This is a genomic window from Labrys okinawensis, from assembly GCF_047345005.1.
In the GTDB taxonomy this organism is placed as follows: Bacteria; Pseudomonadota; Alphaproteobacteria; order Rhizobiales; family Labraceae; genus Labrys; species Labrys okinawensis.
Genome location: NZ_CP178864.1, coordinates 1,801,202 through 1,826,454 on the forward strand (window position 1 = coordinate 1,801,202; position 25,253 = coordinate 1,826,454).

Annotated in this window: 23 protein-coding genes and 1 pseudogene; 12 read left to right on the top strand and 12 right to left on the bottom strand. The window is 65.3% G+C overall.

Annotated elements, in window-relative coordinates:
- The first annotated feature begins 18 nt into the window (after positions 1 to 18).
- On the top strand, positions 19 to 1,095 hold the full coding sequence (locus ACMDCR_RS08490; protein WP_413992109.1) for an ABC transporter ATP-binding protein: 1,077 nt from the start codon (positions 19 to 21) through the stop codon (positions 1,093 to 1,095).
- A gap of 41 nt (positions 1,096 to 1,136) precedes the next feature.
- On the opposite strand, the gene ACMDCR_RS08495 is transcribed toward ACMDCR_RS08490, so the two are convergent.
- From ACMDCR_RS08495 to ACMDCR_RS08510, 4 genes are all read right to left on the bottom strand, one after another.
- Complete coding sequence (locus tag ACMDCR_RS08495) at positions 1,137 to 2,207, bottom strand: Ldh family oxidoreductase (protein WP_413992110.1); 1,071 nt, start codon at positions 2,205 to 2,207, stop codon at positions 1,137 to 1,139.
- The gene (yacG, locus tag ACMDCR_RS08500; RefSeq protein ID WP_413993566.1) at positions 2,204 to 2,395 is read right to left on the bottom strand and encodes a DNA gyrase inhibitor YacG; all 192 of its coding nucleotides are present in this window, start codon (positions 2,393 to 2,395) and stop codon (positions 2,204 to 2,206) included. The genes ACMDCR_RS08495 and yacG overlap by 4 nt, the downstream gene beginning before the upstream one ends.
- 20 nt (positions 2,396 to 2,415) lie before the next feature.
- Positions 2,416 to 3,039, bottom strand: coding sequence for a Maf family nucleotide pyrophosphatase (locus ACMDCR_RS08505; RefSeq protein ID WP_413992111.1), 624 nt, complete (start codon positions 3,037 to 3,039; stop codon positions 2,416 to 2,418).
- 121 nt (positions 3,040 to 3,160) lie between these two features.
- Positions 3,161 to 4,012, bottom strand: coding sequence for an oxidoreductase (locus ACMDCR_RS08510; protein WP_413992112.1), 852 nt, complete (start codon positions 4,010 to 4,012; stop codon positions 3,161 to 3,163).
- 363 nt (positions 4,013 to 4,375) lie between these two features.
- Here ACMDCR_RS08510 and ACMDCR_RS08515 point away from each other — a divergent pair.
- Positions 4,376 to 5,323 (top strand): annotated as a pseudogene (locus ACMDCR_RS08515) (IS110 family transposase).
- Between the two features lie 24 nt (positions 5,324 to 5,347).
- Here the strand turns inward: ACMDCR_RS08515 and hisG are convergent.
- The 3 genes from hisG to hisS all read right to left on the bottom strand — a co-directional run bounded on the left by hisG (position 5,348) and on the right by hisS (position 9,094).
- The gene (hisG, locus tag ACMDCR_RS08520; RefSeq protein ID WP_413992113.1) at positions 5,348 to 6,334 is read right to left on the bottom strand and encodes an ATP phosphoribosyltransferase; all 987 of its coding nucleotides are present in this window, start codon (positions 6,332 to 6,334) and stop codon (positions 5,348 to 5,350) included.
- Positions 6,331 to 7,446, bottom strand: a complete 1,116-nt coding sequence (locus tag ACMDCR_RS08525; protein WP_413992114.1) for an ATP phosphoribosyltransferase regulatory subunit — start codon at positions 7,444 to 7,446, stop codon at positions 6,331 to 6,333. Before ACMDCR_RS08525 ends, hisG begins: the two co-directional genes overlap by 4 nt.
- Positions 7,447 to 7,618: 172 nt before the next feature.
- A complete protein-coding gene (hisS, locus tag ACMDCR_RS08530; protein WP_413992115.1) occupies positions 7,619 to 9,094 on the bottom strand; it encodes a histidine--tRNA ligase in 1,476 nt (491 codons plus the stop codon).
- A 464-nt stretch (positions 9,095 to 9,558) separates the two neighbouring features.
- Between hisS and ACMDCR_RS08535 the strand changes: the two genes are divergently transcribed.
- From ACMDCR_RS08535 to ACMDCR_RS08545, 3 genes are all read left to right on the top strand, one after another.
- Positions 9,559 to 10,518: an ABC transporter substrate-binding protein gene (locus ACMDCR_RS08535; RefSeq protein ID WP_413993567.1), complete on the top strand. Its 960-nt coding sequence runs from the start codon at positions 9,559 to 9,561 to the stop codon at positions 10,516 to 10,518.
- 97 nt (positions 10,519 to 10,615) lie between these two features.
- On the top strand, positions 10,616 to 11,440 hold the full coding sequence (locus ACMDCR_RS08540; protein WP_413992116.1) for an ABC transporter ATP-binding protein: 825 nt from the start codon (positions 10,616 to 10,618) through the stop codon (positions 11,438 to 11,440).
- Positions 11,441 to 11,453: 13 nt separating this feature from the next.
- Positions 11,454 to 12,329, top strand: a complete 876-nt coding sequence (locus tag ACMDCR_RS08545; RefSeq protein WP_413992117.1) for an ABC transporter permease — start codon at positions 11,454 to 11,456, stop codon at positions 12,327 to 12,329.
- Between the two features lie 183 nt (positions 12,330 to 12,512).
- On the opposite strand, the gene ACMDCR_RS08550 is transcribed toward ACMDCR_RS08545, so the two are convergent.
- From ACMDCR_RS08550 to ACMDCR_RS08560, 3 genes are all read right to left on the bottom strand, one after another.
- A complete protein-coding gene (locus tag ACMDCR_RS08550) occupies positions 12,513 to 13,898 on the bottom strand; it encodes a sensor histidine kinase N-terminal domain-containing protein (RefSeq protein ID WP_413992118.1) in 1,386 nt (461 codons plus the stop codon).
- Positions 13,888 to 14,562 (bottom strand): response regulator, encoded by a 675-nt coding sequence (locus tag ACMDCR_RS08555; protein ID WP_413992119.1) that lies wholly within the window; start codon positions 14,560 to 14,562, stop codon positions 13,888 to 13,890. Before ACMDCR_RS08555 ends, ACMDCR_RS08550 begins: the two co-directional genes overlap by 11 nt.
- A gap of 138 nt (positions 14,563 to 14,700) precedes the next feature.
- On the bottom strand, positions 14,701 to 15,147 hold the full coding sequence (locus tag ACMDCR_RS08560) for a nucleoside deaminase (RefSeq protein ID WP_413992120.1): 447 nt from the start codon (positions 15,145 to 15,147) through the stop codon (positions 14,701 to 14,703).
- A 136-nt stretch (positions 15,148 to 15,283) separates the two neighbouring features.
- Here ACMDCR_RS08560 and ACMDCR_RS08565 point away from each other — a divergent pair, with 136 nt between their 5' ends.
- The 7 genes from ACMDCR_RS08565 (at position 15,284) to mutL (ending at position 23,553) form a co-directional block, all read left to right on the top strand.
- A complete protein-coding gene (locus ACMDCR_RS08565; RefSeq protein ID WP_413992121.1) occupies positions 15,284 to 17,641 on the top strand; it encodes a pseudouridine synthase in 2,358 nt (785 codons plus the stop codon).
- Positions 17,642 to 17,652: 11 nt separating this feature from the next.
- Positions 17,653 to 18,213, top strand: coding sequence for a 16S rRNA (guanine(966)-N(2))-methyltransferase RsmD (rsmD, locus tag ACMDCR_RS08570; protein WP_413992122.1), 561 nt, complete (start codon positions 17,653 to 17,655; stop codon positions 18,211 to 18,213).
- 92 nt (positions 18,214 to 18,305) lie between these two features.
- Complete coding sequence (locus tag ACMDCR_RS08575) at positions 18,306 to 18,533, top strand: hypothetical protein (RefSeq protein WP_413992123.1); 228 nt, start codon at positions 18,306 to 18,308, stop codon at positions 18,531 to 18,533.
- Positions 18,530 to 18,730, top strand: coding sequence for a type II toxin-antitoxin system RelE/ParE family toxin (locus ACMDCR_RS08580; RefSeq protein ID WP_413992124.1), 201 nt, complete (start codon positions 18,530 to 18,532; stop codon positions 18,728 to 18,730). The genes ACMDCR_RS08575 and ACMDCR_RS08580 overlap by 4 nt, the downstream gene beginning before the upstream one ends.
- 304 nt (positions 18,731 to 19,034) lie before the next feature.
- A complete protein-coding gene (locus tag ACMDCR_RS08585) occupies positions 19,035 to 20,342 on the top strand; it encodes a M16 family metallopeptidase (RefSeq protein WP_413992125.1) in 1,308 nt (435 codons plus the stop codon).
- A gap of 90 nt (positions 20,343 to 20,432) precedes the next feature.
- Positions 20,433 to 21,674 (top strand): M16 family metallopeptidase, encoded by a 1,242-nt coding sequence (locus ACMDCR_RS08590; protein WP_413992126.1) that lies wholly within the window; start codon positions 20,433 to 20,435, stop codon positions 21,672 to 21,674.
- Positions 21,675 to 21,762: 88 nt separating this feature from the next.
- Positions 21,763 to 23,553, top strand: a complete 1,791-nt coding sequence (mutL, locus tag ACMDCR_RS08595) for a DNA mismatch repair endonuclease MutL (protein ID WP_413992127.1) — start codon at positions 21,763 to 21,765, stop codon at positions 23,551 to 23,553.
- 175 nt (positions 23,554 to 23,728) lie between these two features.
- Here mutL and ACMDCR_RS08600 read toward each other — a convergent pair whose 3' ends face one another.
- Complete coding sequence (locus ACMDCR_RS08600; RefSeq protein ID WP_413992128.1) at positions 23,729 to 24,400, bottom strand: D-lyxose/D-mannose family sugar isomerase; 672 nt, start codon at positions 24,398 to 24,400, stop codon at positions 23,729 to 23,731.
- Positions 24,401 to 24,411: 11 nt separating this feature from the next.
- Positions 24,412 to 25,161 carry an SDR family NAD(P)-dependent oxidoreductase gene (locus ACMDCR_RS08605; RefSeq protein ID WP_413992129.1) on the bottom strand — a complete coding sequence of 250 codons (750 nt, stop codon included), beginning with the start codon at positions 25,159 to 25,161 and terminating at the stop codon, positions 24,412 to 24,414.
- Positions 25,162 to 25,253: the final 92 nt, after the last annotated feature.

The following is a 25,253-nucleotide window of genomic DNA, read 5'->3' on the forward strand; positions in this document are numbered from 1 at the left end:
CGGAAGGAGAGGGAGCGGATGAGTGACCTCACGCTGAGCAATGTGCGCAAGTCGTTCGGCAATCTCGAGATCATCAAGGGGGTCGATCTCGAGGTGAGGTCCGGCGAGTTCGTTGTCTTTGTCGGTCCTTCGGGCTGCGGCAAATCCACCTTGCTGCGCATGATCGCCGGGCTCGAGGACATCACCAGCGGCACGCTGAAGATCGGCGACACCGTGGTCAACGATGTCGACCCGTCCCGGCGCGGTATTGCCATGGTGTTTCAGTCCTATGCACTCTACCCGCATATGACGGTGCGGGAGAATATGGGCTTTGCCCTGCGTTTTGCCGGGGTGCCCAAGGCCGATGTCGCACGACAGGTCGGCGAGGCCGCGCGCATCCTGGGCCTGGAACCGCTGCTCGACCGCAAGCCGAAGCAGTTGTCCGGCGGCCAGCGCCAGCGCGTGGCCATCGGCCGCGCCATCGTGCGTCACCCCAAGGTCTTCCTGTTCGACGAGCCGCTTTCCAACCTCGACGCCGAGCTGCGCGTGCATATGCGTATCGAGATCGCGCGCCTGCACAAGAAGCTGGCGACCACGATCATCTATGTGACCCACGACCAGGTCGAGGCTATGACCCTTGCCGACAAGATCGTGGTGCTGCGCGGTGGCGCCGTCGAGCAGGTGGGTGCCCCGCTCGATCTCTACGACGACCCGGCGAACCTCTTCGTTGCCGGTTTCATCGGTTCGCCGAAAATGAACTTCTTCAAGGGTGTGCTGGCGCGGGCGGGGGATGGCGGCTGGACGGCGTGCTTGCCAGATTTCGGCAATGCCACGATCCCCCTTACCCTGGCAGATGGCAGGGACGGGGCAACGGTGGTTGTCGGCATTCGCCCCGAACATTTCGATGCGAATGGCAGCGCCGCCCTGGAGCTGACGATCGACCTCCTCGAACAATTGGGCGGCGAGACCTTCATCTTCGCCCGGCATGGTGCCGGCGATCTGGTGACGATCCAGACCAGTAATGGCCGCGGCCTGAAGTCCGGCGAGCCGATTACGGCCCGCTTCGATCCCGTCAGGGCTCTGGTGTTCGCGGAGAGCGGGCAAAGAATGCGCTGATCAGAGGCGGCATGCCGCCGCGATCCCCGCATCAGGATCGGTCAGGCCTTTGCCGGCGGCGTCAGCCCATACTTCTCCGCCAGCTCGGCGAAAGCCTTCTCGCTGTCCGGATCCACGGGCACGCCCTTTATCCGGCGCTCGTCCTCGACCTTCCATTCACGGTCGCCCGGCGCCATCGGCTTGCCGGTCGCGTCCTCCGCCGGGACGGCGGCGCGGATACTGGCAAGATAGCGCGTGATGATGGCGCCATAGACCTCAGTGCCGATGAAGGCGGCGGGGTTGATGGCGAGCGCAAAGCCGCCCATGTCGCGTGGGGCGCCGGTGGAGGGCTTGCCATACATCGGCACAAGCTCGGTGGAGAGGGACATGCCGGTGAGGGGCGAGGACAGGATCTCGACGAGGCCCGCCAGTGCCGCGCCCTTGTAGCCCTGCTCGCCGCCGATCGGCGAGAGCGTGCGGGCGGCGTACGGATCGGTGGTGTGGAGGCCCTTCTCGTCCACGGCGACATTCTCGGGAAGTGTCAGCCCCAGCGAGCGATAGAGCAGCACGCGGTTCTGCGGGATGGCACTCGTCGCCATGTCCATCAGCCAGGGGCGCTGGCCGGGCACCGGCGCGCCGATGGCGATCGGGCTGGTGCCGTGGAAGGCGTCGCGCCCGTCGAACAGGCGCACGGCCGCGTCCGAATTGGCGACGAGCATACCGATGAAGCCCTGTTCGGCGGCCCACTTCGCATAGGCGCCGGCAGCACCCATGTGCGACATGTGCTTGATCGTCACGGCGCCGACACCCTGCGTCCTGGCGATGTCCACGGCCTCCTCCATGGCGCGATAGCAGGCATAGTGACCGATGGCGCCGTCGGCATCGAGCACGGCCGTGGAGCCTTCGCCGCGGAGGACCTCGATCTGCGGATGGCCGTTCACTTCCCCGCTTGCCACCACGCCGAGATAATAGGGCAGCAGGCGCACGCCATGGCTATCCACGCCGATGGTGGAGGCGTGCATCATCGCCCGGGTTGCGGCATTGGCGGAGGGAACGTCAGCTCCGCCAGCCAGAAGGGCGGACTCAAGGAAGGCCTCGAGGCTGGGGATGGTATAACGCTGCGGTTCGGTCATAGGTCACGCTCTGCATTGAAGGGATCGTCCTGGTCGGTCGGATCGGCCTCGTCATTCTCCGTGGCGGGAATGGCGTAGACACCCTTCAGCCAGCGTGACAGGTCGATATCGGCGCAGCGCTTGGAGCAGAACGGCTTCACGGCTTCGATGCTGGGTTTGCTGCAGATCGGGCATTTGCGCTTGAGCATGGGGGTGGCAACCGGTTCGCTCACAGATTTTCCCTCCAGGTGCCGCGGACGGGGAAGCCGGCGCCTTCGAGCAGGCTCACGGTTTCATAAAGCGGCAGACCGACGACATTGGTGTAGGAGCCGACGAGGCGCAGGGCGAAAACACCGGCGAGCCCTTGAATGGCATAGCCGCCGGCCTTGCCCCGCCACTCGCCGGAGTCAAGATAGGCATTGATCTCGTCGAGCGACAGATGCTTGAAACGAAGGCGCGTCTCGACCAGCCGAGTGCGGATCGTGCCCTGCGGATTGGCCACGGCGACGCCGGTCATCACGATGTGGCTGCGGCCCGAGAGCAGGCGCAGGCAGGCTTCCGCATCCTCCAGGGTTTCGGCCTTGGGCAATACGCGGCCAGTGCAGGCGACGACCGTATCCGCCGATACGGTATAGGCCCCGGCGAGGTCGTACCGGCTCTTCAGCGTGACCAGCGCGGCCTCGATCTTCTCCTTGGCCAGGCGCTGCACCAGCGAGCGTGCCGCCTCGCCGCGCCTGGGCGTCTCGTCGATATCGGTCGGCAGCAGGGCATCGGGCGCGCATCCGGCCTGTTCGAGCAGGGCATGGCGGCGTGGGCTGGCGGAGGCGAGGACGAGTTTGGGACGATCGGTCATGACAAGCCGGCAACAGGATTCGCCCCTGTGTGGACCAGTGGGGGGTAGTTTGCAATGCTTGGGAAAGAGCGCAACGCGAAAGCCTCCTTCAGCCTAGTGGAGGAGGCTCGCGCCGCGCCGATCACTGCCCTTCCGGATAATCGGCGCCTTCGGTCACCTCCGCCCAGGCGTCGAAATCGGCGGCGAGCTGTTCAAGCTTGATGCGGGCGCCGGCGAGGGCGACCTTGCCGAGCAGCAAGCGCAGCGGTGGCTTCTCCGCCTCGACGGCCTTCACGATCGCCACGGCCGCGCGCACGGGGTCTCCGACCTGCTTGCCGCTGTTGCCGCGGATCTGCGCCAACCGGGCGCCGGCAGTCTCGTGATAGTCGGCAATCGTTTGCGGTGCCTCGTTGGCGGAGCGACCGGCCCAGTCGGTGCGGAAGGGCCCGGGCTCGACCAGCAGGACCTTGATGCCCATCGGAGCAAGTTCCTGGGAGAGCGCTTCGGATAGCGCTTCCACTGCGAACTTCGTGGCGTTGTAGAAGCTCACGGACGGAAAGGCACGCAGGCCGCCGATCGAGGAGACGTTGACGATGGTACCCGACCGCTGCTTGCGCAGGGTCGGCAACACCGCGCGGGTCATATGAGTGAGGCCCCACAGATTGATGTCGAACATCTTGTGGACTTCGGCGAGCTCGCTTTCCTCGAAGGAGCCGAAATAGCCGATGCCGGCATTGTTCACGAGCACGTCGATCCGCCCCAGCCGCTCCAGCGCGATCTTGACCGCGGCATCGATGTCGTCCTGGCTGGTGACGTCGAGCTTGAGCACCAAGGCTAGCTCGCCATACTCCATGGTGAATTCTTCGAGCTGCGCCGGATTGCGGGCGGTGACCACGGTGGGATAGCCCAGCGAAAGCGTGTGACGGGCGAGTTCGCGCCCGAACCCGGTCGAGCAGCCGGTGATGAACCAGACGGGCTTTACACTATCGGACATGATAATCTCTGAAATGAAACGGGAGGGGCCGCTACCATAGAACCTGGCGTCTTGCGTGATAACCCGAATAATTCACGTGGCAGCCCGGGATCGCAGGCATCCCTGCCTGCTCCGGGAAACGTGACGTCAGTAGCAAGGAAAGAGCAGGCAAGGATGCCTGCGATTGTCTATTTCAATCCCATCGTGAAAGCCTAGCTTTTGGATGCCTCCAGCTCGGTGGCCGCCGAGCTGGAGGCGGGAGGGGACGGGTCGTGCCTGCGATAATCGAAGGACTGACTTAGGAGTCTGACCACCCCTCTCTTTTCCATGAGGCCTGAACGGATACCGGCATTGCTCCGGAGACAAGCAGAGGACTTGGAAAAGATGACGAGCAGCCTAGCACACAATGTCGGCACCGACATCGGCAAGGATCATTTGGATGTGGCTGTCCACCCGGCAGGCCTCATCAAGCGCTTTGCCAACACCCAGGCGGGCCATCGCGCCCTGCTTGCCTGGCTTTCTTCCTGGACTGTCGAGCGTGTGGTGTTCGAAGCAACGGGGGCCTATCATCGCGCCTTCGAACGCGCGCTCAACCAGGCCGGCCTGCCGGCCGTCAAGCTCAACCCGCGCCAGGCCCGACGCTTTGCCGAAGGTATTGGCAGGCTGGCCAAGACCGATCGCATTGATGCCATGACCCTGGCCCGCTATGGCCAGGCCGTCCAGCCCGAGCCGACCCTCATCGTCAGCCAGGCCCTTGAGGAGATGAAGCAATTGGCCGCGGCGCGGGACGCCCTGATGAAGATCAAAGTGGCAACCCAGACCCGCCAGCAAACCGCCGAACTCCCCCTGATCAAGCGCCAACTCGCCAAGACACTGGCTCTGACCCAAGCGCAGATAAACGCCATCGACGAGGAGATCGCCAGGCGGGCCGACAAGGATCCCGCCTTCAAGCGCAGAGCCGAAATCCTCGATTCCATCCCCGCCGTGGCACCCATCACAGCTCACGCCATGCTCATCCACATGCCTGAACTGGGCACCCTGTCTCCCCCCTCAAGCCGCAAGCCTGGCCGGCCTCGCCCCTGTCCCACGCGACAGCGGCAGCAAAAATGGCAAGCGCTTCATTCGCGGGGGAAGAGCCCTTCTGCGACGAGCCCTCTATATGCCCATGGTCGCCGCTATCCGATGGAACCCCGACCTCGCCGCTAAATACCAGGCCATGGTCGCCGCCGGAAAACCCAAAAAATCGCCATCGTCGCTATCATGCGCAAGCTCATCATCCTCGCTAACGCCCTCTTGCGAGATAATCGGATTTGGACACCTAAAGCTGCTTGACCGAATACGGATACTCCCAGGGCGCTACCCCAACTTCTTTTCCAACTCGCTGTACAGCGCATTCTGGGGTTCGAACACGAAGTCGAGATTGGTCACCGCAATTGCGGCCGCTCCCTGTTCAGTCAGCCAGGCGGCGAAGTCGAAGACCTGTCCGGAGGGGACATGGAAGGTGAGGGGCTGGCCCGGGGAGGGCAGCCCGAAGGGTGCGCTGGCGCTGAACTGGCGTGCTGCATCCTGCAGATGCTGCTGGTTGGCGCCGCGCAGGACGCAGCGGATCTCGCGCTGGGCGCTGCCCGTCGCCTTGGCGGCGAGGCGCCCGAGGATGGCGGCGGCACCGGCGCGGGCTCGCGGGCTCCAGTCGGCGCCGAGGGAAGCGACCAGATTGGCTTGGCTGCGCAGCATCACTCCGTCATCCACCACCTTCAGTGCATTGGCCGTCAGCGTGCTGCCCGTGGTGGTGATGTCGACGATGAGATCGGCCGCTCCGGAAGCGGGCGCGCCCTCTGTAGCGCCGAGGCTTTCGACGATGAGATAATCAGCCACCCCATGCGCGGAAAAGAAGGCCCGAGTCAGGTTGATATATTTGGTTGCGACCTTGAGGCGGCGGCCATGGCGCTGGCGAAAGCCTGCGGCGACATCCTCGATATCGTCCATGGTGCGCACATCGATCCAGGCCTGCGGCACGGCGACCACCACATTGGCGTGGCCGAAGCCAAGCGGCTGGATCAGGCTGACGCGCTCATCGGCGCGCGGGATGTTCTCGCGCACCAGGTCCTCGCCGGTGACGCCGAAATGGATGGCGCCGGAGGCGAGCTGGCCGGCGATCTCCGAGGCCGAGAGGAACAGCACTTCCACATCGTCCATGCCCGGCACCGCGCCGCGATAGTCGCGCGCGCCGCGTTCCTGCACGAAGCGGATGCCAGCGCGCTCGAAGAAGGCGGTGCAGTTTTCCTGCAGGCGGCCCTTGGAGGGAATGCCGAGAAGGAGGGGCGAAGGGGAAGCGTTCATCATGCGTCTCCGCCGAACCGGTCGAGCCAGATCGAGCAGCCGACAGCCGGGACGGCTTCAGCCGATCCAAGCTGGCTCATCAGCTTGTCGTAGCGCCCGCCGCCGACACGTGCCTGTGCATCGGGCTGGCCTGGATCATGCAGCTCGAACACGAAGCCTGTGTAGTAATCGAGGCGCCGTCCGAAGCCCGTGGCGAACTTGATGGCGCCGACTTCGATGCCGCGCGCGGCGAGGAAGCCGGTGCGTTCGTCGAAGGCATCGAGTGCGGCGTTGAGATCGAGCCTGGCGTCATCGGCAATACCACGCAATTCGGCGGATGCGGTGTCGGGATCGGCGGCCACGGCGAAGATCTTGCGCGTGATCGCCACTTTGTCGGCGTCCACGCCGAGACCGGAGGAGAGCGCCGCCTGTTCGAGAAAGCGATCGGCGATCTCGTCGACGCTGCGCCCGCCGACGGGCTGGATGCCGGCGATGGAGAGGAGGTCGGCCACGGCGGCGCGGGCCGAGCCGGGATCGGAGCCTTCGAGCGCTGCGAGGAAGCCGGCATAGGCCGCAGCGCCGTTCTTGGGCGCCGTGCTGCCGAGGCGAGCGAGGTCCTCGTCGAGGTTCTTGGAGCGGCGCAGGTCGCTCACGAGGCGCCGGCGCCAGACCGGCGGCAGATCAAGCGCATCGAGCATGGCGGTGACGATGCCGGCGTCGCCCATGCGGATATCGGGCTTGACGAGGCCGAGCCCTGCGGCAGCCTCGATGGCGATGGCCATCATTTCGGCATCGGCTGCCGGCTTGTCGCTGCGGCCATAATTCTCAAAACCGGCCTGCAGGAATTCGCTGGGACCATCGGTGCGGAAGCGGAACACCGGGCCGCGATAGGCATAGGCGCCAATGCTGCCGGGCCTGGTTTCCTTCAGATAATGCAGCGAGACGGGAATGGTGAAATCGGGCCGCAGGCAGAATTCGCGGCCCTCTGCATCGGTGGTGAGGAAGGCGCGCCGGCGCATGTCCTCGCCGAGCAGGTCGAGGAACAGCCCGGCCGGCTGCAGGACGGGCGGATCGATCAGCGCATAGCCCGAGCGCCGGGCAAGCGCATCGAAGGCTTCATAGGCTGGGTGGGGCATATGCGCGGTCCATCATCGAAATCGGGGTGTCTTCTAGCAAAGCAGGGGGTGTTGCGCGACTGGAAAGCCAAAACGAGGTTTATACCGGGAGCGTGGACGTCCTCGTCCGCTCTTGGAAACGTTGTGCTCGATGATGAACGAAGAGCGGACGAGACGTCCGCGCTCCCAGCGATTACCCCAGCATCTCCTTCACAGCTTTCACCAACTCGCCCCTCGGCACCACGCGCTGTGCCACGCGGGCCTCGCGCCATTCGGCGTTGTCGGCGATCGCCTTGGCCATCTCGGCGCCGAGCGCCAGGTCCTTGAGCTGCACCTCGCCCTTTTCGGCCTCGTCCGAGCCCTGAATCACCACGACTGGAGACTTGCGGCGGTCAGCATATTTGAGCTGCGCCTTCATGCCCGAGCCGCCGAGATAGACTTCCGACCTGATGCCGGCCTGGCGCAATTCAGCGGCCATGGTCTGGTAGTCGGCAAGGCGGGCCTGGTCCATGACACAGACCACGACGGGACCCTTCTCGCCGGCGGTGTCGACGCGGCCAAGCGCGGTGAGGGCGGCCAGCAGACGCGAGACGCCGATGGAAAAACCTGCCGCCGGCACGGGCTCGCCGCGGAAGCGCGCCACGAGGCCGTCATAGCGCCCGCCGCCGGCCACCGAGCCGAAGCGAACCGGGCGGCCCTGCTCGTCCTTGACCTCGAAGGTGAGTTCGACCTCGTAGACCGGCCCCGTATAATATTCGAGGCCGCGCACGATCGAAGTGTCGATGACGATGCGGTCCGGACCGTAGCCCGACTTGTCTACGAGGTCGGCGATGCGGGCGAGTTCCTCGACCCCGGCGCGGCCCGTGGCGGTATCAGCCACCAGCGGCCGGATACGCTCGACCGTCTCGGCATTGCTGCCACGCTGGCCGGTGACATAATCCAGAATGGTCCGGGCCTGGGCCGCCTCGAGACCGGCGCCCTTGGTGAAGTCACCCGACTCGTCCTTGCGTCCCCCGCCGAGGAGGTCGCGCACGCCCTCGGCGCCCAGGCGATCGAACTTGTCGATGGCGCGCAACACGGTGAGGCGGCGGCCGGCATTCTCGTCACCGCTGAGGCCGATCGCCTCCATGATGCCGTCGAGCACCTTGCGGTTGTTGATCCGCACCAGATAGGAGCCGCGTGCGATGCCGAGCTTCTCCATGGTGTCCGCGGCCATCATGCAGATCTCGGCGTCGGCGGCGACGGAGGGGCTGCCCACCGTGTCGGCGTCGAACTGCATGAACTGGCGGAAGCGCCCAGGGCCCGGCTTCTCGTTGCGGAAGACAAAACCGGAGCGATAGCTGCGATAGGGCTTGGGCAGGGCGTCGAAATTCTCGGCGACATAGCGGGCGAGCGGCGCCGTGAGGTCGTAGCGCAGCGACAGCCACTGCTCGTCGTCGTCCTGGAAGGAGAACACGCCCTCGTTCGGCCTGTCCTGGTCCGGCAGGAACTTGCCGAGGGCGTCGGAATATTCGACGAAGGGGGTCTCGCCCGGCTCGAAGCCATAGAGTTCGTATACGCTCTGGATGGTGGCGACCATCGCGCGGGTCGCCATGATCTCGCCGGCGCTGCGGTCCACGAAACCACGCGCCTGCCTTGCCTTCAATTTCTGCTTCTTGTCGCCGGCCATTGCTGCAAACTTTCAAAAATGTTGCCGCTGTTTAGGCAGCAATGGCGCTTGGGGCAAGGATTTCGCGCAGATTTATCGGGCGTTGGCTGCCTTTGTGCCTTGTGCTGCCAAAGGGTGCTGCCTTGGCAGGATGAGGTGCGGGATTGGAGTGTCGATCTCCGATCGACGTTCTTCCTCCCCGACAAGCGTCTCGTTTCCAAGACTGTCGATCGGAGATCGACACTCCGTGTTTGGTGCGCCTCGTTCATCCGCCGAACCGCAAAACTGTTCTCCATAAAAATTGCTCACCCTCCATGATTGAAAGCTGACTGAAAGCTTGGTGCGCTAGGCAGAGTAGCAAGCGCCCTCTCGCCATCCCTCGCGTTGGAAGAAGACCGGGCATCTGGAAACGCCATTTGGAGAAGACAATGTTCGCCAAACCCAACCTGCTGCGCGGCCTTCTGCTCGCAGGCACCGTTGCCACCATGACCCTGGGCGCTGCCGCCGTGGCGCGGGCGGACGACAAGATCACCATCGTCGTGGGCGGCTACGAAAAGCAGATCTACCTTCCCGCCAAGCTGGCGGAAGGCCTGGGTTACTTCAAGGACGAGGGCCTCGACGTCGAACTCCTGAACGACACGGCCGGCGTCGATGCCGAGACCGAGATGCTCGCCGGTACCGTGCAGGGCGTGGTCGGCTTCTACGATCACTGCGTCGACCTGCAGGGCAAGGGAAAGTTCGTCGAGAGCGTCGTGCAGTTCAGCCAGGCGCCGGGCGAAGTGATCCTGGTGTCGGCTAAGCATCCGGAGATCAAGTCGGCCGCCGACTTCAAGGGCGCTGATGTCGGCGTCACCGGCCTCGGTTCCTCCACCAACTTCCTCACGCTCTACCTCGCCCAGAAGGCCGGCGTGAAGCCGAACGAATTCACCACCCTGCCCGTTGGCGCCGGCGCCACCTTCATCGCCGCCATGCAGCATGACCAGATCCAGGCCGGGATGACCACCGAGCCGACCATCGGGCGCATGGTGAAGTCGGGCGATGCCAGCGTACTGATCGACATGCGCACGGTGAAGGGTGCCGAGGATGCCCTCGGCGGCACCTATCCCGCCGCTTCACTCTATATGCCCACGGCCTGGGTGGAGTCGCACAAGGATACGGTGCAGAAGCTCGCCAATGCCTTCGTGAAGACGTTGAAATTCATCAACACCCACAGCGCCGCCGAGATCACCGACAAGATGCCGAAGGAATTCTACGGCGACGACAAGGATGGCTATGTGAAGGGGCTCGATGCCGGCAAGGGCATGTTCACGCCCGATGGCGTGATGCCGGAAGATGGTCCCAAAACCGTGCTCGCCGTGCTGCAAACCTTCAAGAAGGAACTGCAGGACAAGCAGATCGATCTATCCAAAACCTTCACTACTGAGTTCGTGAAGAACGTGAAGTGAGATTCGGGGGGGCGGGTTTTCAGACCCGCCTTGGCGACAGCCGAACTATTGAAGGGCGAAAGGCGGGTCAGACCCGCCCCCCGAATGGAGGACCTCCATGACCCAGTCCCAGGCGCAGGCATCCTCGCCCGCCATCGAGCTCATCAATGTCACGCGGCGCTTCGTAACGCCGACCGGCAAGTCGCTCACGGCGATCCACGACTTCTCGATGACCGTCGCCCGAGGCGAGTTCGTCGCTGTCGTCGGGCCGACGGGCTGTGGCAAGTCGACCACGCTGAACCTCGTCACAGGCCTCGCCAGGCCAAGCGCCGGCGAGGTGCGGGTGATGGGCGGGCCAGTCAACGGTATCGACCCCAGCGTCGGTTTCGTCTTCCAGGCCGATGCGGTCTTCCCCTGGCGAAATGTCCTCGACAATGTCGCCGCCGGTCCGATGTTCCGCGGGGTGCCCAAGGCGGAGGCCTATGCCCTGGCGCGCGATTGGTTGAAGCGCGTCGGCCTGCCGCGGTTCGAGAACCATTATCCGCATCAGCTTTCGGGCGGCATGAGAAAGCGCGTCGCGCTGGCGCAGACCTTCATCAATCAGCCCAAGATCCTGCTGATGGACGAGCCCTTCTCGGCGCTCGACGTGCAGACCCGCGTGGTCATGCACAATGTGCTGCTGAACCTGTGGGACGAATCCAAGGCCTCCGTCGTGTTCGTCACCCATGACCTCGACGAGGCGATCGCGCTCGCGGACAAGATCTACGTGCTCACCGCCGGCCCGGCCACGGTGAAGTCCGTCTACACGGTCGACCTGCCGCGCCCGCGCATCGTCGAGGACATCCGTTACGACCAGAAGTTCATCGACTATTCCAGGATGATCTGGAACGACCTGCGCGAGGAGGTCCAGACCTCCAACCGCCGCGCTGCCGAAGCCGCGTGAAAGGAGGCAGCAAATGAGCGATGTCACCATGTCCCCGAAGACACCGACCTTTCGGCCCGGCACCTCGGATGCGGAAATCGAGGCCGCCGCAGCCAAGGCGGCGCAGATCCGGCGCACGAAAGTCATAGTCTGGCAGGCGGTGATCCTCGCGGCTCTGCTCGTGCTGTGGGAGATCTCCGTTCGCCTTGGCTGGATGACGGACCTCGCCCTTGGCATGCCCAGCACGGTAGTCGTGCGGCTGTGGGAGTGGATCACCCAAGGCGCCAACGGCACGCCGCTCTGGTACCATCTGTGGGTCACGGTGGAGGAAGCCACCATCGGCTTCGTCTTCGGCTCCATCGCAGGTGTGCTGGTGGGCGTGGCGCTGGGCCGCAATGCCTTCCTGGCCGATATCTTCTCGGTCTACATCAAGGTCTTCAACTCCATCCCCCGCGTCGTGCTGGCCCCGGTCTTCATCATCATGTTCGGCTTGGGGCTCCCCTCCAAGATCGCCCTGTCGTTCGTGATGGTGTTCTTCCTGGTGTTCCAGAACGCCTTCCAGGGCGTGCGCGAGGCCGACCGCTCTCTGATCGCCAATGCTCAGATCCTCGGCGCCAAGCCCTGGCAACTAACCCGGGCGGTGATCATTCCCTCGGCCATGAGCTGGATCTTCGCTAGCCTGCACGTCAGCTATTCCTTTGCCATTACCGGCGCGATCGTCGGCGAATTCGTCGGCGCCCGGTACGGAATCGGCCAGCTCATCGCCATCGCCCGCGGCTCCTTCGATGGGCCGGGCGTGGCGGCGGCGATCATCATCATCATGCTGGTGGTGCTGGCGGCGGGCTGGATCATGGGCCGTGTCGAAAACAGCCTTGCCAAGTGGCGTCCCAAGCCGCTGTCGGATCATTGAGCGGAGGCGCTGGTTTCACGGAATAAACATAAGCAGGATCAAAAGATCCCATCTCCAGCAAAGACTAATGCCCGGGTTCTCTCCCCGGGCATTTTTTTCGAGACGCGGGCGAGGCCAAAGCGTTTTTGCTTCCGGTGATTTGATCTGAAGGCAAAACGCCGTAGCGGCGAAAAGGCCCGCCCTCTACGCCTCCAGTGCCAGCAGGGTGACTTTGACCACCAGACCCGGCGGTGGCGCGTGGTCGGCCAGTTCGATTTCGCCCTCATGCGAAGACACGATCTCCTTCACCACGGCAAGGCCCAGGCCGGTGCCTTCGATGCCGGTGCCGAGGCGGCGGTAGAAGCGCTCGAACACCTTTTCGCGCTCATCGGCCGGGATGCCAGGACCGTTGTCCTCGACACGCAAGGTCACGGTCGATCCGCCGGCCGCCCGCACCCGAGCCGTCACCGTGCCGCCCTTCGGCGTGTAGCGCAGGGCATTCTCGACCAAATTGGTCGCCATCTCGCGCAGCAGCGTCGGGTGGCCATTGATGTGGAGCGGGGCGGGAGCCCCGTCGAAGCCGAGATCGATGCCAAGTTCCACCGCCATGATGGCGAGATCTTCCACGGCATCGTGGCAGAGCGCGTTGAAGTCGACCTTCTCGCGATGGAGGAGGGCGCTGCCCTGCTCGGCTCGGGCAAGGCTGAGGAGCTGGTTGGAAAGGCGCGTCATGCCCTCCACCGTGGCGCCTGCGGCCGTGAGCGATTCCCGTGCCGCAGGCGCGTCCGGCGCCCGGAGGCCAACGCCGACCTGCGCCTTCAGCAGGGCCAGCGGCGTGCGCAACTGATGGGCGGCATTCGCGACGAAGCGCCTCTGCGCTGCGACCTGGCGCTGGACTTGGGCGAGCGCCTCGTTGAGGGCCGTTACGAGCGGCCTCAGCTCGGTCTGGACGTCCGTGGTGTCGAGGGGCTCCAGGGAATCGGGGCCGCGCTGGCGCACCTCGTCACGCAGACGCAAGAGCGGCGTGAGGCCGCGCCTGAGCCCGAGCAGGGCCAGGATGCCGGCCACCGCCACCAGCAGCATCTCGTCGCGTAGCGCCCTCAGCCACAGGCTGTTCACCAGCCTGTCATGGCTACGCAAGGTCTGCCCGACGATCACCAGCGCATCGCCGCTTTTGCCGGCGGCCGAGACCACAGGCTGGGCAAGGGCGACGGCGCGCACCGCCTCGCCCCGATAGCTGCCCTTGAAGTAGACGTGCCGGAAATTGGTCGGCGTTTCGGGCGGTGGCAGCGTATCCGGATAGCCGGCGACCAGTTCGCCACGCGGGCCGTTGACGCGGTAGATCACGTGGTCGCGGTCGTCGGTAGCGAACATCTCCAGCGCGGAGGGCGGGATCGGAGCCTGGATGACGCCGTCGCTCTCGTGGATGTTCTCGGCGATCGAGCGGGCGGAGGAGATCAGCGTGCGGTCGGTGAGGAGATCGGCCGTCTCGCGCGCATCCGAATAGGAGTTCCAGACGTTGTAGCTCACCACCGCGGTGAGCGGCAGCACCAACCAGCCCAGCAATTCGCGGCGAAGGCTACGTGACATCGGCGCGCCGCAGCATATAGCCCAGCCCGCGCAGCGTGATGATGCCCACATCGCTGCCTTCGAGCTTCTTGCGCACGCGGTGGACATAGACCTCCACCGCGCTCGGCCCGGCCTCGTCGTCGAAGCCGAAGACGTTCTCCACCAGCCTTTCCTTCGGCACTGGGCGGCCGGCATTCAGCATCAGCGTCTCCAGCACAGCATGTTCGCGCGGCGTGAAGGCCAGGTTCTCGCCATTGAGGGCGAAGCTGCGCGATTGGCTGTCGAAGGCAAGCGCCCCATAGGCGAGGACCTGCTCGATGCGGCCCCGGCCGCGGCGCAGCTGGGCACGGATGCGGGCCTCCAGCTCCTCCACCTCGAAGGGCTTGACGAGATAATCATCCGCCCCGCTATCGAGGCCGCGCACGCGGCTGGAGACGGCGTCATTGGCGGTGAGGATGAGCACGGGCGTGGCATCGCCCCGCGCCCTCAGGCGCCGGAGCACCTCGATGCCGTCGAGGTCGGGCAGGCCGAGATCGAGGATGAGCAGCGCATAATCCTGCGACTGCAGCGCCGTATCAGCCTCGTCGCCCCGATGCACGCAATCCACCACATAATTGCTCTGGCGCAGCAGGCGGCTGACCCACTCGGACAGATCGCGATTGTCTTCAGCCAGGAGGATACGCATGGGCCTGCATTCGCGGCGGGAACCGATATTGTGATGATTTTACGGGATGGCAGCGTAGGGAAGCAACCCATGGGCAAGGGTGCCAACCCGGGCAGGCCGGTTGAGTTCGCGAAGAAGCCCCAGCCTGTGCCGCCACACCTACCGCCGTCTTTCCCTGAAAAATCCCTGCAGCAACTCCCGCGCGGCCGTTGCGTCGATGCCCGAATAGACCTCCGGCCGGTGATGGCAGGTAGGGGAGGCGTAGAATTGCACGCCGCTCTCCACGGCGCCGCCCTTAGGATCGTCGCAGCCGAAATAGAGGCGACGAATGCGAGCGAAGGAGATCGCTGCCGCGCACATCGGGCAGGGTTCGAGCGTCACATAGAGATCTGCGTCGACGAGCCGCTCGCTGCCGAGCATCCTCGCGGCGGCGCGGATGGCGAGCATTTCGGCATGGGCGGTGGGGTCGCGCAGCTCCAGCGTGCGATTTCCTTCACGCGCCAGCACCACTCCGTCCTTGACGACGACCGCGCCGACGGGTACCTCCCCGCGACCTGCGGCCGCACGTGCTTCCTCCAGCGCCAGTTCCATGATCGAGCGCTTCATCTCGTGACATGCCGCCTTTTCTGCCAAGGCGTTTTGTGATTTGACGGGATCGCCTCAAATCGCAAAACGCGTCGAAACAAAGAGTTAAAGCAGAGAGGCGTTTGCGCCTAGCCGCGCTTTGCTCTAGGAGCAATGAATGTCCGACGACGATAAACGATCTGGCGGCGACGGCCGCACGCCCCCGCGTGGGGGCAAGAAGCCTTTCGCTGCCGGCGACGGTCCCCGCCGTCGTGGTGTCAGTGGCGATGCACCGCCGCGCCGATCCTTCCGTGATCGCGAAGAGGGCGAGGGCCGTCCGCCCCGTCCCGCGCGTCCGGCCCGCTCCTTTGCCGAGAGCAGTGACGGCGAGCGCCGCCCCAGTCGCTTCAAGCCGCGTGAAGGCGAGGCTTCCGAAGCCCGCCCCCCGCGCAAGACTTTCCGCGACCGCGATGCCGGCGGCGAACGCCCCTTCAAGCCGCGCCCATCGTTCCGCGATCGCGATGAGGGCGGCGAGGCGCCGCGCCGCCCCTTCCGCCCGCGTGAGGACCGTGAGGGCGGCGAGGCACGCCCGCGCCGATTCGAGGACCGCGCCGAGCGTGGCGGCGACCGCCCCTTCCGCCCGCGCACCGATGCTCAGCGCGGCGACAAGGAGGAGCGTCCGTTCCGTGCCCGGCGCGAGGATCGCGAAGGCGGGCGCAGTGGCGATCGTCCCTTCCGTCCCCGTAGCGATGCCCCGCGCAGCGACCGGGAGGAGCGCCCCTTCCGGGCCCGGCGCGAGGACCGCGAGGGTGATGGTCCAGCCCGTCCCCGCCACGTCGATACTGCCTTCGAACCACGCGAAGGTCGTTCGTCCTTCGAGCCGCGCTTCGACGAGCGCCGTGAGAACCGCCCGGAGCGTCCGGCGCCGCGCCGCGCCGAGAAGCGGTTGCAGCCGCGCGAGGATACGGTCAAGCAGGCCCCGGCGGTCGAGGGCGAATTCGCCGGCGATCGTGTCGCCAAGGTCATCGCTCGCGCCGGTCTTGGCTCGCGCCGGGACGCGGAGGCCTGGATCGAGGAAGGCCGGGTCGCCGTGAATGGCGAGGTGCTGACCAGCGCCGCCCGCAACGTGCTGCCCACCGACAAGGTTACCGTCGATGGCAAGCTGCTGCCGAGGCGCGAGCGTACGCGCCTGTGGCTCTATCACAAGCCTCGCGGCCTGGTGACCACCGAGAAGGATCCCGAAGGCCGTCCCACGGTGTTCGAGAACCTCGATCCGTCGTTGCCGCGCGTGATGTCGGTCGGCCGTCTCGACATCAACACCGAGGGCCTGCTGCTTCTCACCAATGACGGCGGCCTCGCCCGCCAGCTCGAACTGCCCAAGACCGGCTGGCTGCGCCGCTATCGCGTGCGCGCCTTCGGCGAGACCGACCAGGTCCAGCTCGACAAGCTCTTCGAGGGCCTTACCATCGATGGCGTCGATTATGGCCGTATCGAAGCCAAGCTCGACAAGGAGCAGGGCTCCAACTCCTGGCTGACGCTCGGCTTGCGCGAGGGCAAGAACCGTGAAGTCAAGAATGTGCTGGGCTCCATCGGCCTGGAGGTGAACCGCCTGATTCGTGTTTCCTACGGCCCGTTCCAGCTCGGCGAGCTCGCCGAGGGCGCGGTGGAGGAGGTGAAGACGCGTGTGCTGATCGACCAGCTCGGGCCGGACCTGATCGCCGAGGCCGAATGCGAATTCGAGGCGCCCGCCTTCGAGCGCGGGGAACTCGCCGCCAAGCCGGTCGAGAAGCCTGCGAAAGCCGGCCGCGGCCTCCGCGTGAAGGCGGAAGAAGGCGGCAAGGAACGCGTGATCCGTGGCGGTCTTGTCGAGGACCGCCACGGTCGCCGCGTGCTGGTCCAGCGTGTCGCCGACGTTCCGGAAGACAAGCCGGCCAAGCGCAGCAAGCGCCCTGCCTTCCGCGACCGCGAGGAGGGCGGCGAGCGTCCCTTCAAGCCGCGCGCTTCCTTCCGTGATCGCGACGAAGGTGGTGATCGTCCGCGTCGCAGCTTCCGCGATCGCGATGAGGGTAACGAGCGCCCGCCCAGGCCTCGTCCGGCCTTCCGCGAAGGCGACGAGGGGGCCGAGCGCCCGCGCCGCAGTTTTCGCGAGCGTTACGAAGGGGAAAAGCCGCCCTTCAAGCCGCGCCCTTCCTTCCGAGACCGCGAGGAAGGCAGCGAGCGACCGCGCAAGCCGTTCCGCGCGCGCGAGGGCGCCGAGGACCGCCCCTTCAGGCCGCGCCCGGCCCGCCGCCGCGAGGGCGAGGAGGGCGAGCGCGCCTCCAAGCCCCGTCCGAGCTTTCGCGACCGCAACGAGGGCGGCAGCGACAGGCCGTTCAAGCCACGTTCTTCCTCCCGCGACCGGGACGAAGGCGGCGAGCGGCCGCGCAAGCCTTTCGGTGACCGTGAAGGCGGCGGAAACCGGCCCTTCAAGCCGCGTTCCGGTGGTGGCAAACCCACGGGCAGCAAGCCGAGCGGTGGCCCACGGCGGGGACGCTGACGGATCCGCTCATGCGCATCATCGGCGGGCAATTTCGCGGCAAGCAGCTGGCGACACCGAAGTCGGACTCGATCCGTCCGACGTCGGATCGTCTGCGCGAGACCTTGTTCAACATCCTCGCCCATGGCTATGACGACCCCGTGCGCGATGCGCGTGTGATCGACCTCTTCGCCGGCACCGGCGCACTCGGTTTCGAGGCTCTTTCGCGCGGTGCGCGCTTCGCCACCTTCGTGGATGAGGGGGCTGAAGCGCGTGGCCTCATCCGCACCAACATCGAGGCAATGTCGCTCGGTGGCAAGACGCGTCTGTTTCGCCGCGATGCCACCAAGCTCGGCGCCATTGGGCCGACCGAGCCCTATTCGCTCGCCTTCCTCGACCCTCCCTATGGCAGGAACCTTGCCTCCCTCGCCCTCGCCAGCCTTGCCGATGGCGGCTGGCTGACCGCGGGTGCGCTCTGCGTGGTGGAGGAGGCGACCGACGCGCCGCTGGAGGCGCCGGCCGCCTTTGCGCTGGCGGATCAGCGCGATTATGCTGGGACACGTCTGAGCTTCTTTGAGCGGCGTCCCCCGTAGCAAAGCGATTGCCGGGGTTAACCCGAATTCGGAGGTCCGGAGAATTCTGTCCAACCCTTTCTTTGGACAGAAATGAAAGGCATAGTGAAGGCATGACCGAGCTTCTTGAGAAGGCCGTTGCAGCTGCCCGCTCCCTTCCGGCTGATCTGCAGGGCGAATTGGCGCGCATCCTATTGCGTCTAGCAGACGCCGAGGAAGAACCTGTGCCGCTCACCGCTGATGAGCAGGCAGCCATCACCGTTTCGAAAGCCGCGGTCGCACGCGGCGAGTTCGCGACCGATGAGGAAGTTCGTGCGGTGTGGGCAAGCTATAGTCTGTGAAACTCCGTTATACGACGCCAGCTCTTGCCGATCTGAAAGCGATTGCCAAATATCTCGATCCGCGGTCGCACCAGGGAACGCGACGTGTCTTGGAACGCATCAAGGCACGGATTGAGCAGCTTCCCGATCAGCCCTTCGTCGACAAGCGCACGCAAGACCCTGATATTCGCCGCCTGAGAACAACTCCCTATCCCTAACTGATCTTTTATGAATTCAGTGGTGACGAGATTATTGTCCATGCCGTGCGTCATGGCGCTCGCGATCCTTGCGGCATGCCCGGCCAATCATGAAATTTGCTTGGCCTGCAGAACGTTTCAACGAAGTGCGCGATTTCCTCCATGCAAACAAAAGTCCAAGCGACGACGGTGTCGGACGAACTGGCTCCGACGGCATGCCGCGAACCCCTTGCGGCTCCTCTGCCGTAACGCTATGGGGGCTTCACAAAGTTCTTTTTCGGCCCATATTGAGCTGACTTCTTTTCCCCACCCGATCGGATCTTCAATGGCGATTGCGCTTATCCCCGGACTCGGCGGTGCCTCCCAGGCCCAGGGTCCGGCGATTACGGACTTCTATCTCGAAAACGGCCTGCATGTCGTCGTCATCCCCGATCACCGCGCGCCAGTCGTCACCCATATGATCTGGTACAAGGTGGGGGGAGCGGACGAACCGAAGGGCAAGTCCGGCATCGCCCATTTCCTCGAGCACCTGATGTTCAAGGGCACGGAGAAGAATCCCGGCGGCTTTTCCAAGCAGGTCGCCGAGCTCGGCGGCCAGGAGAACGCCTTCACGTCCCTCGACTACACCGCCTACTTCCAACGCGTGGCCAAGGAGCATCTCGGCGCCATGATGGCTTTCGAGGCCGACCGCATGACCGGCCTCGCCCTCACCGACGAGGTCGTCAACCCCGAGCGCAACGTGGTCCTGGAGGAGCGCAAGATGCGGGTCGACAACGATCCCGGTTCCCAGCTTGCCGAGGAGATCGCTTCGACCCTGTTCACCCACCATCCCTATGGCACGCCGATCATCGGGTGGGAGGACGAGATCGAGGGTCTGACGCGCCAGGATGCCATCGATTTCCACGCCCGCTTCTATACGCCCAACAATGCCAGCCTGATCGTGGCTGGCGACATCACGGCCGAGGGGGTTCGCACCCTCGCCGAGGCGACCTATGGCCAGGTTGCCCGTCGGGCCGAGCCTCCGCCGCGTCTGCGCCCGCAGGAGCCGCCACAACGGGCTGATCGCCGCGTGCGCCTCGCCGACAAGCGCGTGGAGCAGCCGATCTATCAGCGCCATTGGCGGGCGCCGTCCTATATCCGCGCCCGGAACGGCGAGGGCGAGGTGCTGGACCTGCTCTCCCAGATCCTCGGCGGCGGGCAGACCTCTCGTCTCCACCGCTCGCTGGTGGTCGACAAGAAGGTGGCCTCCGCCGCCGGCGCCTTCTACGGCGGCTCCGCCGTCGACGAGACACGCTTTGGCGTCTGGGGTATCCCGATGCCTGGGGTCAGCTTCGAGACGCTGGAGGCGGCAATCGACGAGGAGATCGCCCGCATCGTCGGCGAGGGTGTCACCGATGACGAGTTGGAGCGGGCCAAGACGCGCCTGGTGGCCGATGCGATCTACGCGCAGGACAACCAGTCGACCTTGGCGCGCTATTACGGCACCATGCTCTCCGTCGGCGGCAAGGTCGAGGACCTGCAGCTTTGGCCGCAGCGCATAGCCGCGGTTGCGGCCGAGCGCCTGCCGGAAGTGGGACGCCTGGTTCTGACCAATGGAAAGTCCGTGGTGGGCCTGCTCGAAGGGCAGGCCTGACAGCTGCTCGTCGCAACGCCGTCAAAGAAGAGTGTTTGGCTGATTTCCCTGTATGATCGACGCAAAGCCTCGATCTGACCGAGTATTTCCATGATTCAGAAGATCGTCTCGCCCCTCGGCATCGAAGCCTGGCTGGTGGAGGATTATGCCGTGCCGCTGGTTGCCGTCGACTTCGCCTTTAAGGGCGGCGCGGCGCAGGACCCGGCCGACCGCGCGGGCCTCGCCCATATGATGTCCGCTCTCTTTGACGAGGGCGCCGGGCCCTACGACGACCAGGGCTTCCAGCGCGCGCTCGAAGAGAACGCCGTGGAGATTTCCTTCCAGGCGGCGCGCGACCAGATCAACGGTTCGCTGCGCACTCTGGCCGACCGCAAGAACTTCGCCTTCGACCTTCTGCATTACGCCATCACCGAGCCTCGCTTCGAGGAAAGCGCGGTCGAGCGCATCCGCCAGAGCCTGCAGGCGGGCCTGCGGCGCGAGGCGAGCGATCCCAATGCCATGGTGTCGCTGGCCCTGTTCGCCGGCCTCTTTCCGGACCACCCCTACGGCCGCTCGCCCCGGGGCACGCTGGAGAGCATCGGCGCCGTCATCCGTGATGACGCAGCGGCCCAGCATCGCCGCCTGATGGCCAAGGATGGGCTGACGGTTTCCATCGTTGGCGCCATCGACGCCCATGACGCGGAGGAGATGCTCGACAAGGTGTTCGGGTCCCTGCCGACCTCGGCGCTCCTGCAGATCGTGCCGGAGGCTAGCCTTGCCGGTCTCGGCGAGCGCCGGATCATCGAGCTCGAAGTGCCGCAGACCGTGCTGCAATTTGCAACCCCTGGGGTGAAACGGGACGATCCCGACTACATGGCCGCCTTCGTGCTCAACCACATCTATGGCGGCGGCAGCTTCTCTTCGCGCCTGTTCCAGAAGGTCCGCGAGGAAAAGGGCTTGGCCTACTCCGTTTCCACCCAACTCGGGGCGCTCGCCCATGCCGCCTTCATCGGTGGCGGGGTCGCCACCCGCAACGACCGCGCGGCCGAGAGCCTCGCCATCATCGAGGCGGAGATGGCCGAGATCGCCCGCAACGGGCCGACCGAAGCCGAGCTCGAAAGTGCCAAGAAATACATCACGGGCTCCTATGCGTTGCGCTTCGATGCCTCTACCAAGATCGCCAACCAGCTCACCATGATCCAGACCGAGCAACTTGGCATCGATTTCATCGATCGCCGCAACGATCTGGTCGAGGCGGTGACACTCGACGACACAAGGCGCGTGGCACAGCGCCTGTTCGGCGGGGGGCGGCCCTTCGTGGCGGCGGTCGGCAAGCCTGAGGGCCTGACCTGATCCAATCAGGATGCCCGTGCACCCGTAAGCGCGCTGGTGTATGTCTGCGCGACTACCGTTGCCCAGCCGCAGCCGGACGATTCGCTTCATGACCATTCGAGCCCTTCCCCAGATCCTGATCGATCGCATCGCTGCCGGCGAGGTGGTCGAGCGGCCGGCCAGCGCGGTGAAGGAACTGGTGGAAAACGCCATCGATGCCGGATCGAGCAGGATCGAGGTGGTCAGCGAGGGCGGCGGCCAGCGCCTGATCCGCATCGTCGACGATGGCTCCGGCATGTCGCCGCAGGATCTGGAGCTGGCGGTGCAGCGCCATGCCACCTCCAAGCTGCCGACCGAGGACCTGCTAGCCATCACCACGCTGGGTTTTCGCGGCGAGGCGTTGCCTTCCATCGCCTCCATCTCCCGCCTTTCCATCACCACCCGGGCTCGCGGGGCCGATACCGGCTCGATGATCGCCATCGAAGCGGGCGAAAAACGGGCGATCAAGCCGGCGGCACTGAGCGAGGGCACGCGCATCGAGGTGCGCGATCTTTTCTACGCCACGCCGGCCAGGCTGAAATTCCTCAAGACGCAGCGCACGGAAGCCGCGGCGATCGGCGATATCGTCAAGCGCCTCGCCATGGCCAATCCGCAGATCAGCTTCACTTTGGCCGGCGAAGATCATGCCCCCACGACGTGGCCGGCGGGCGACGAGGCCGCTCGCCTCGGTGCCATCCTAGGCGCCGATTTCATTGACAACGCCATCGAGATCGATGTCCGGCGCGGCGACGTCCGCTTGCATGGGCAGATTGGTTTGCCGACTTATAATCGCGGCAACGGGCAGCATCAGTACCTCTTCGTCAATGGCCGGCCCGTGCGCGACAAGCTGCTGCTCGGTGCCGTCCGCGGCGCCTATGCCGACCATGTGCCGAAGGATCGCTTCCCCGTCCTGGCGCTCTTCCTCGATCTCCCCTCGCGTGACGTTGACGTCAACGTCCATCCGGCCAAGGCAGAGGTGCGCTTCCGGGACGGCGGCCTGGTGCGCGGGCTGATCGTCTCGGCCATCCGCACCGCGCTGGAGCAGGAATCCGGCCGGACCTCCTCCGGCAATGCCGATGTCGCGCTCGGACTGCTCGCCCGCAGCTTCGCGCGTCCTGCCAATGCCGATTGGGATTGGCGCCTGTCGCCCGCTGCGCCGCGCATGCCGCTCGCGGCGCCCGGAGGCTTTGCCGAGCCTGTCCAAGCCGGCTTCGACACGCTTGTGCTTCCCTCGGCCGATGCGCGCGCCAATGCGGCCCCCGTCGCGCCCGACAATCTCGACCGCCCGCTCGGCGCCGCCCGCGCGCAACTGCATGAAACCTATATCGTGGCGCAGACAAGAGAAGGCGTCGTCATCGTCGATCAGCATGCCGCTCATGAGCGCCTGGTCTATGAAAGGCTGAAGCGCGAGCGGGCGGCGGTGGGCGTGAAGAGCCAGATGCTCCTCATCCCGGAGGTGGTGGATCTCGACCCGGTCGATGTCGAGCGCCTGACCGCCTCCGCCGAGGATCTCGCTGCCCTCGGCCTCGCGATCGAGCCCTTCGGCCCCGGTGCATTGCTGGTGCGCGCCACGCCTGCCGCCCTCGGCACCACCAACCCAGCCTCGTTGATCCGCGACCTTGCCGATGGCTTTGCCGAATGGGGCTCGGAGATCGTGCTGGAACGCCGTCTCGACCACGTCGCCGCCACCATGGCCTGCCACGGCTCGGTCCGGGCTGGCCGCCGCCTGCTGCCGGCCGAGATGGACGCGCTGCTGCGCGAGATGGAGGTCACGCCCAATTCCGGCCAGTGCAACCACGGCCGGCCGACCTACGTGACACTGAAGCTGACCGATATCGAGGCGCTGTTCGGGAGACGGTAGGGGTAACCTGGGAGCGCGGACGTCCTCGTCCGCTCTTGAAACGATGACATTCCAGGAAAGAGCACTCCCATCGTCAAGGCTAAGTATGTTTCGGGGGTGCTTCTGATCTCTATGTCGTGCTCGGCCCCGCAAGCGTATCGTTTCAAGAGCGGACGAGGACGTGCGCGCTCCCAGCCTATTTGGGCAATTCGTTCCACAAGGGATAAAGCTTGGCCTCATCTTCCTCGATTGCGGCAAAGCGCCCGAGCCCGTCGAGGAAGATGTTATCCGTCAGGTCGTCATTGACCTGCGAGACCTCGCCTACGAAGACGGTGCCCTTGCCGGGTTCGCCATAGAATCGGTGCCAGAGATTGCGCGTGATGGTCACGCTCTGGCCCGGAGCGAGACGCAGCGGAGCGCCCGGCTCTAGAGCCGTGCGCACGCCGTCGACGCGCACCTCCACCGGGGTGTCGGCGCGGCGGCCATCCTCCGTCATGTTGTGGAACTCGATGATCAAATTGCCGCCGCCGCGCACGATGATGTCTTCCATCTTGATGCGATGGGCGTGGGTGGGCGTCTCCTGGTCTTCGCCCACGACGAGCAGCTTCTCGGCGTAGGGCTTGCTGTGGGGCTGGGACTGAAGGCCGTTGCGCACGCAGAAGATCACCAGTCCGCGCCTTGCGAAATCGCCAGAGCCGAAATCGGTGACGTCCCAACCCATCTGGTGAGCCCGGCAGTAATGCGCGGTTTCGGGATCACTCCGCCACTGAGCTTCGCCCCAGGTCGCAAAGAGAGGCAGCGCGAAGCGGTAATCGGCGAACAGCGCGGAGGCGGCCCTCTGCTGCCGGTTGATCTCGGAACGTTTCATGGCAATCCCTGTCAGAAGGAAGCGAGCAGCCCGCCATCGATGAGATGATAGGAGCCCGTAATGAAGCTGGATTCATCGGAAATCAGGAACGCCGCGAGCCTTGCGACCTCGATCGGCTGGCCGATGCGGTTGAGGGCGTGTTTCGCGCCCCATTCGGCAAGCACCGCCCCGGGATCCTCAGGGTTCCAGTGCCGTGCGTTGGCCTGGGCAAGGGGTGTGTCGATCGTGCCCGGACAGATCGCCGTGACGCGAATGTTCTGCTTGCCGTGATCGAGTGCCATCACGCGCGTCAGTGCGAGCACGCCGCCCTTGGTGGCGGCGTAGGCAGCGACTCCGGCCTGGGTGGCGAGGCCCTGGATCGAGGACATGTTGACCACGGAGCCGCCGCCATGGGCGATCATATGCGGAATGACATGCTTTGAGAGGAGGAAGATCGACTTGAGATTGACGTTCATCACCCGGTCCCAATCGTCCTCCGGCATGTCGATGACCGACCCGTGCAGTTCGATGCCCGCGGAGTTGAGGAGGCCCGTGATCCTGCCGAGCGCCGCGGCCCTGTCGGCCACGCGTTTGCATTCCTCAGCCCTGGTGATGTCGGCAACAGCGGGATGGATACGCTCGGAGGCCAGCGAGGCGAGGCCCTCGGCATTGATGTCGACGGCCAGCACCGTTGCGCCGCAATCGGCGAAATGCAGCGCCGATTCCCGGCCAAGGCCGGACGCGGCTCCGGTGACGATCACGATACCGGACAATTGCGCCATGATAGCCCGGCTCCCCCCCTGATGATGCGCCTGCGTCTAAAAGTCCGGGGGCACGCCCTGCGTTCGCCAGGGCCGTCCCCACCTGGAGGGCG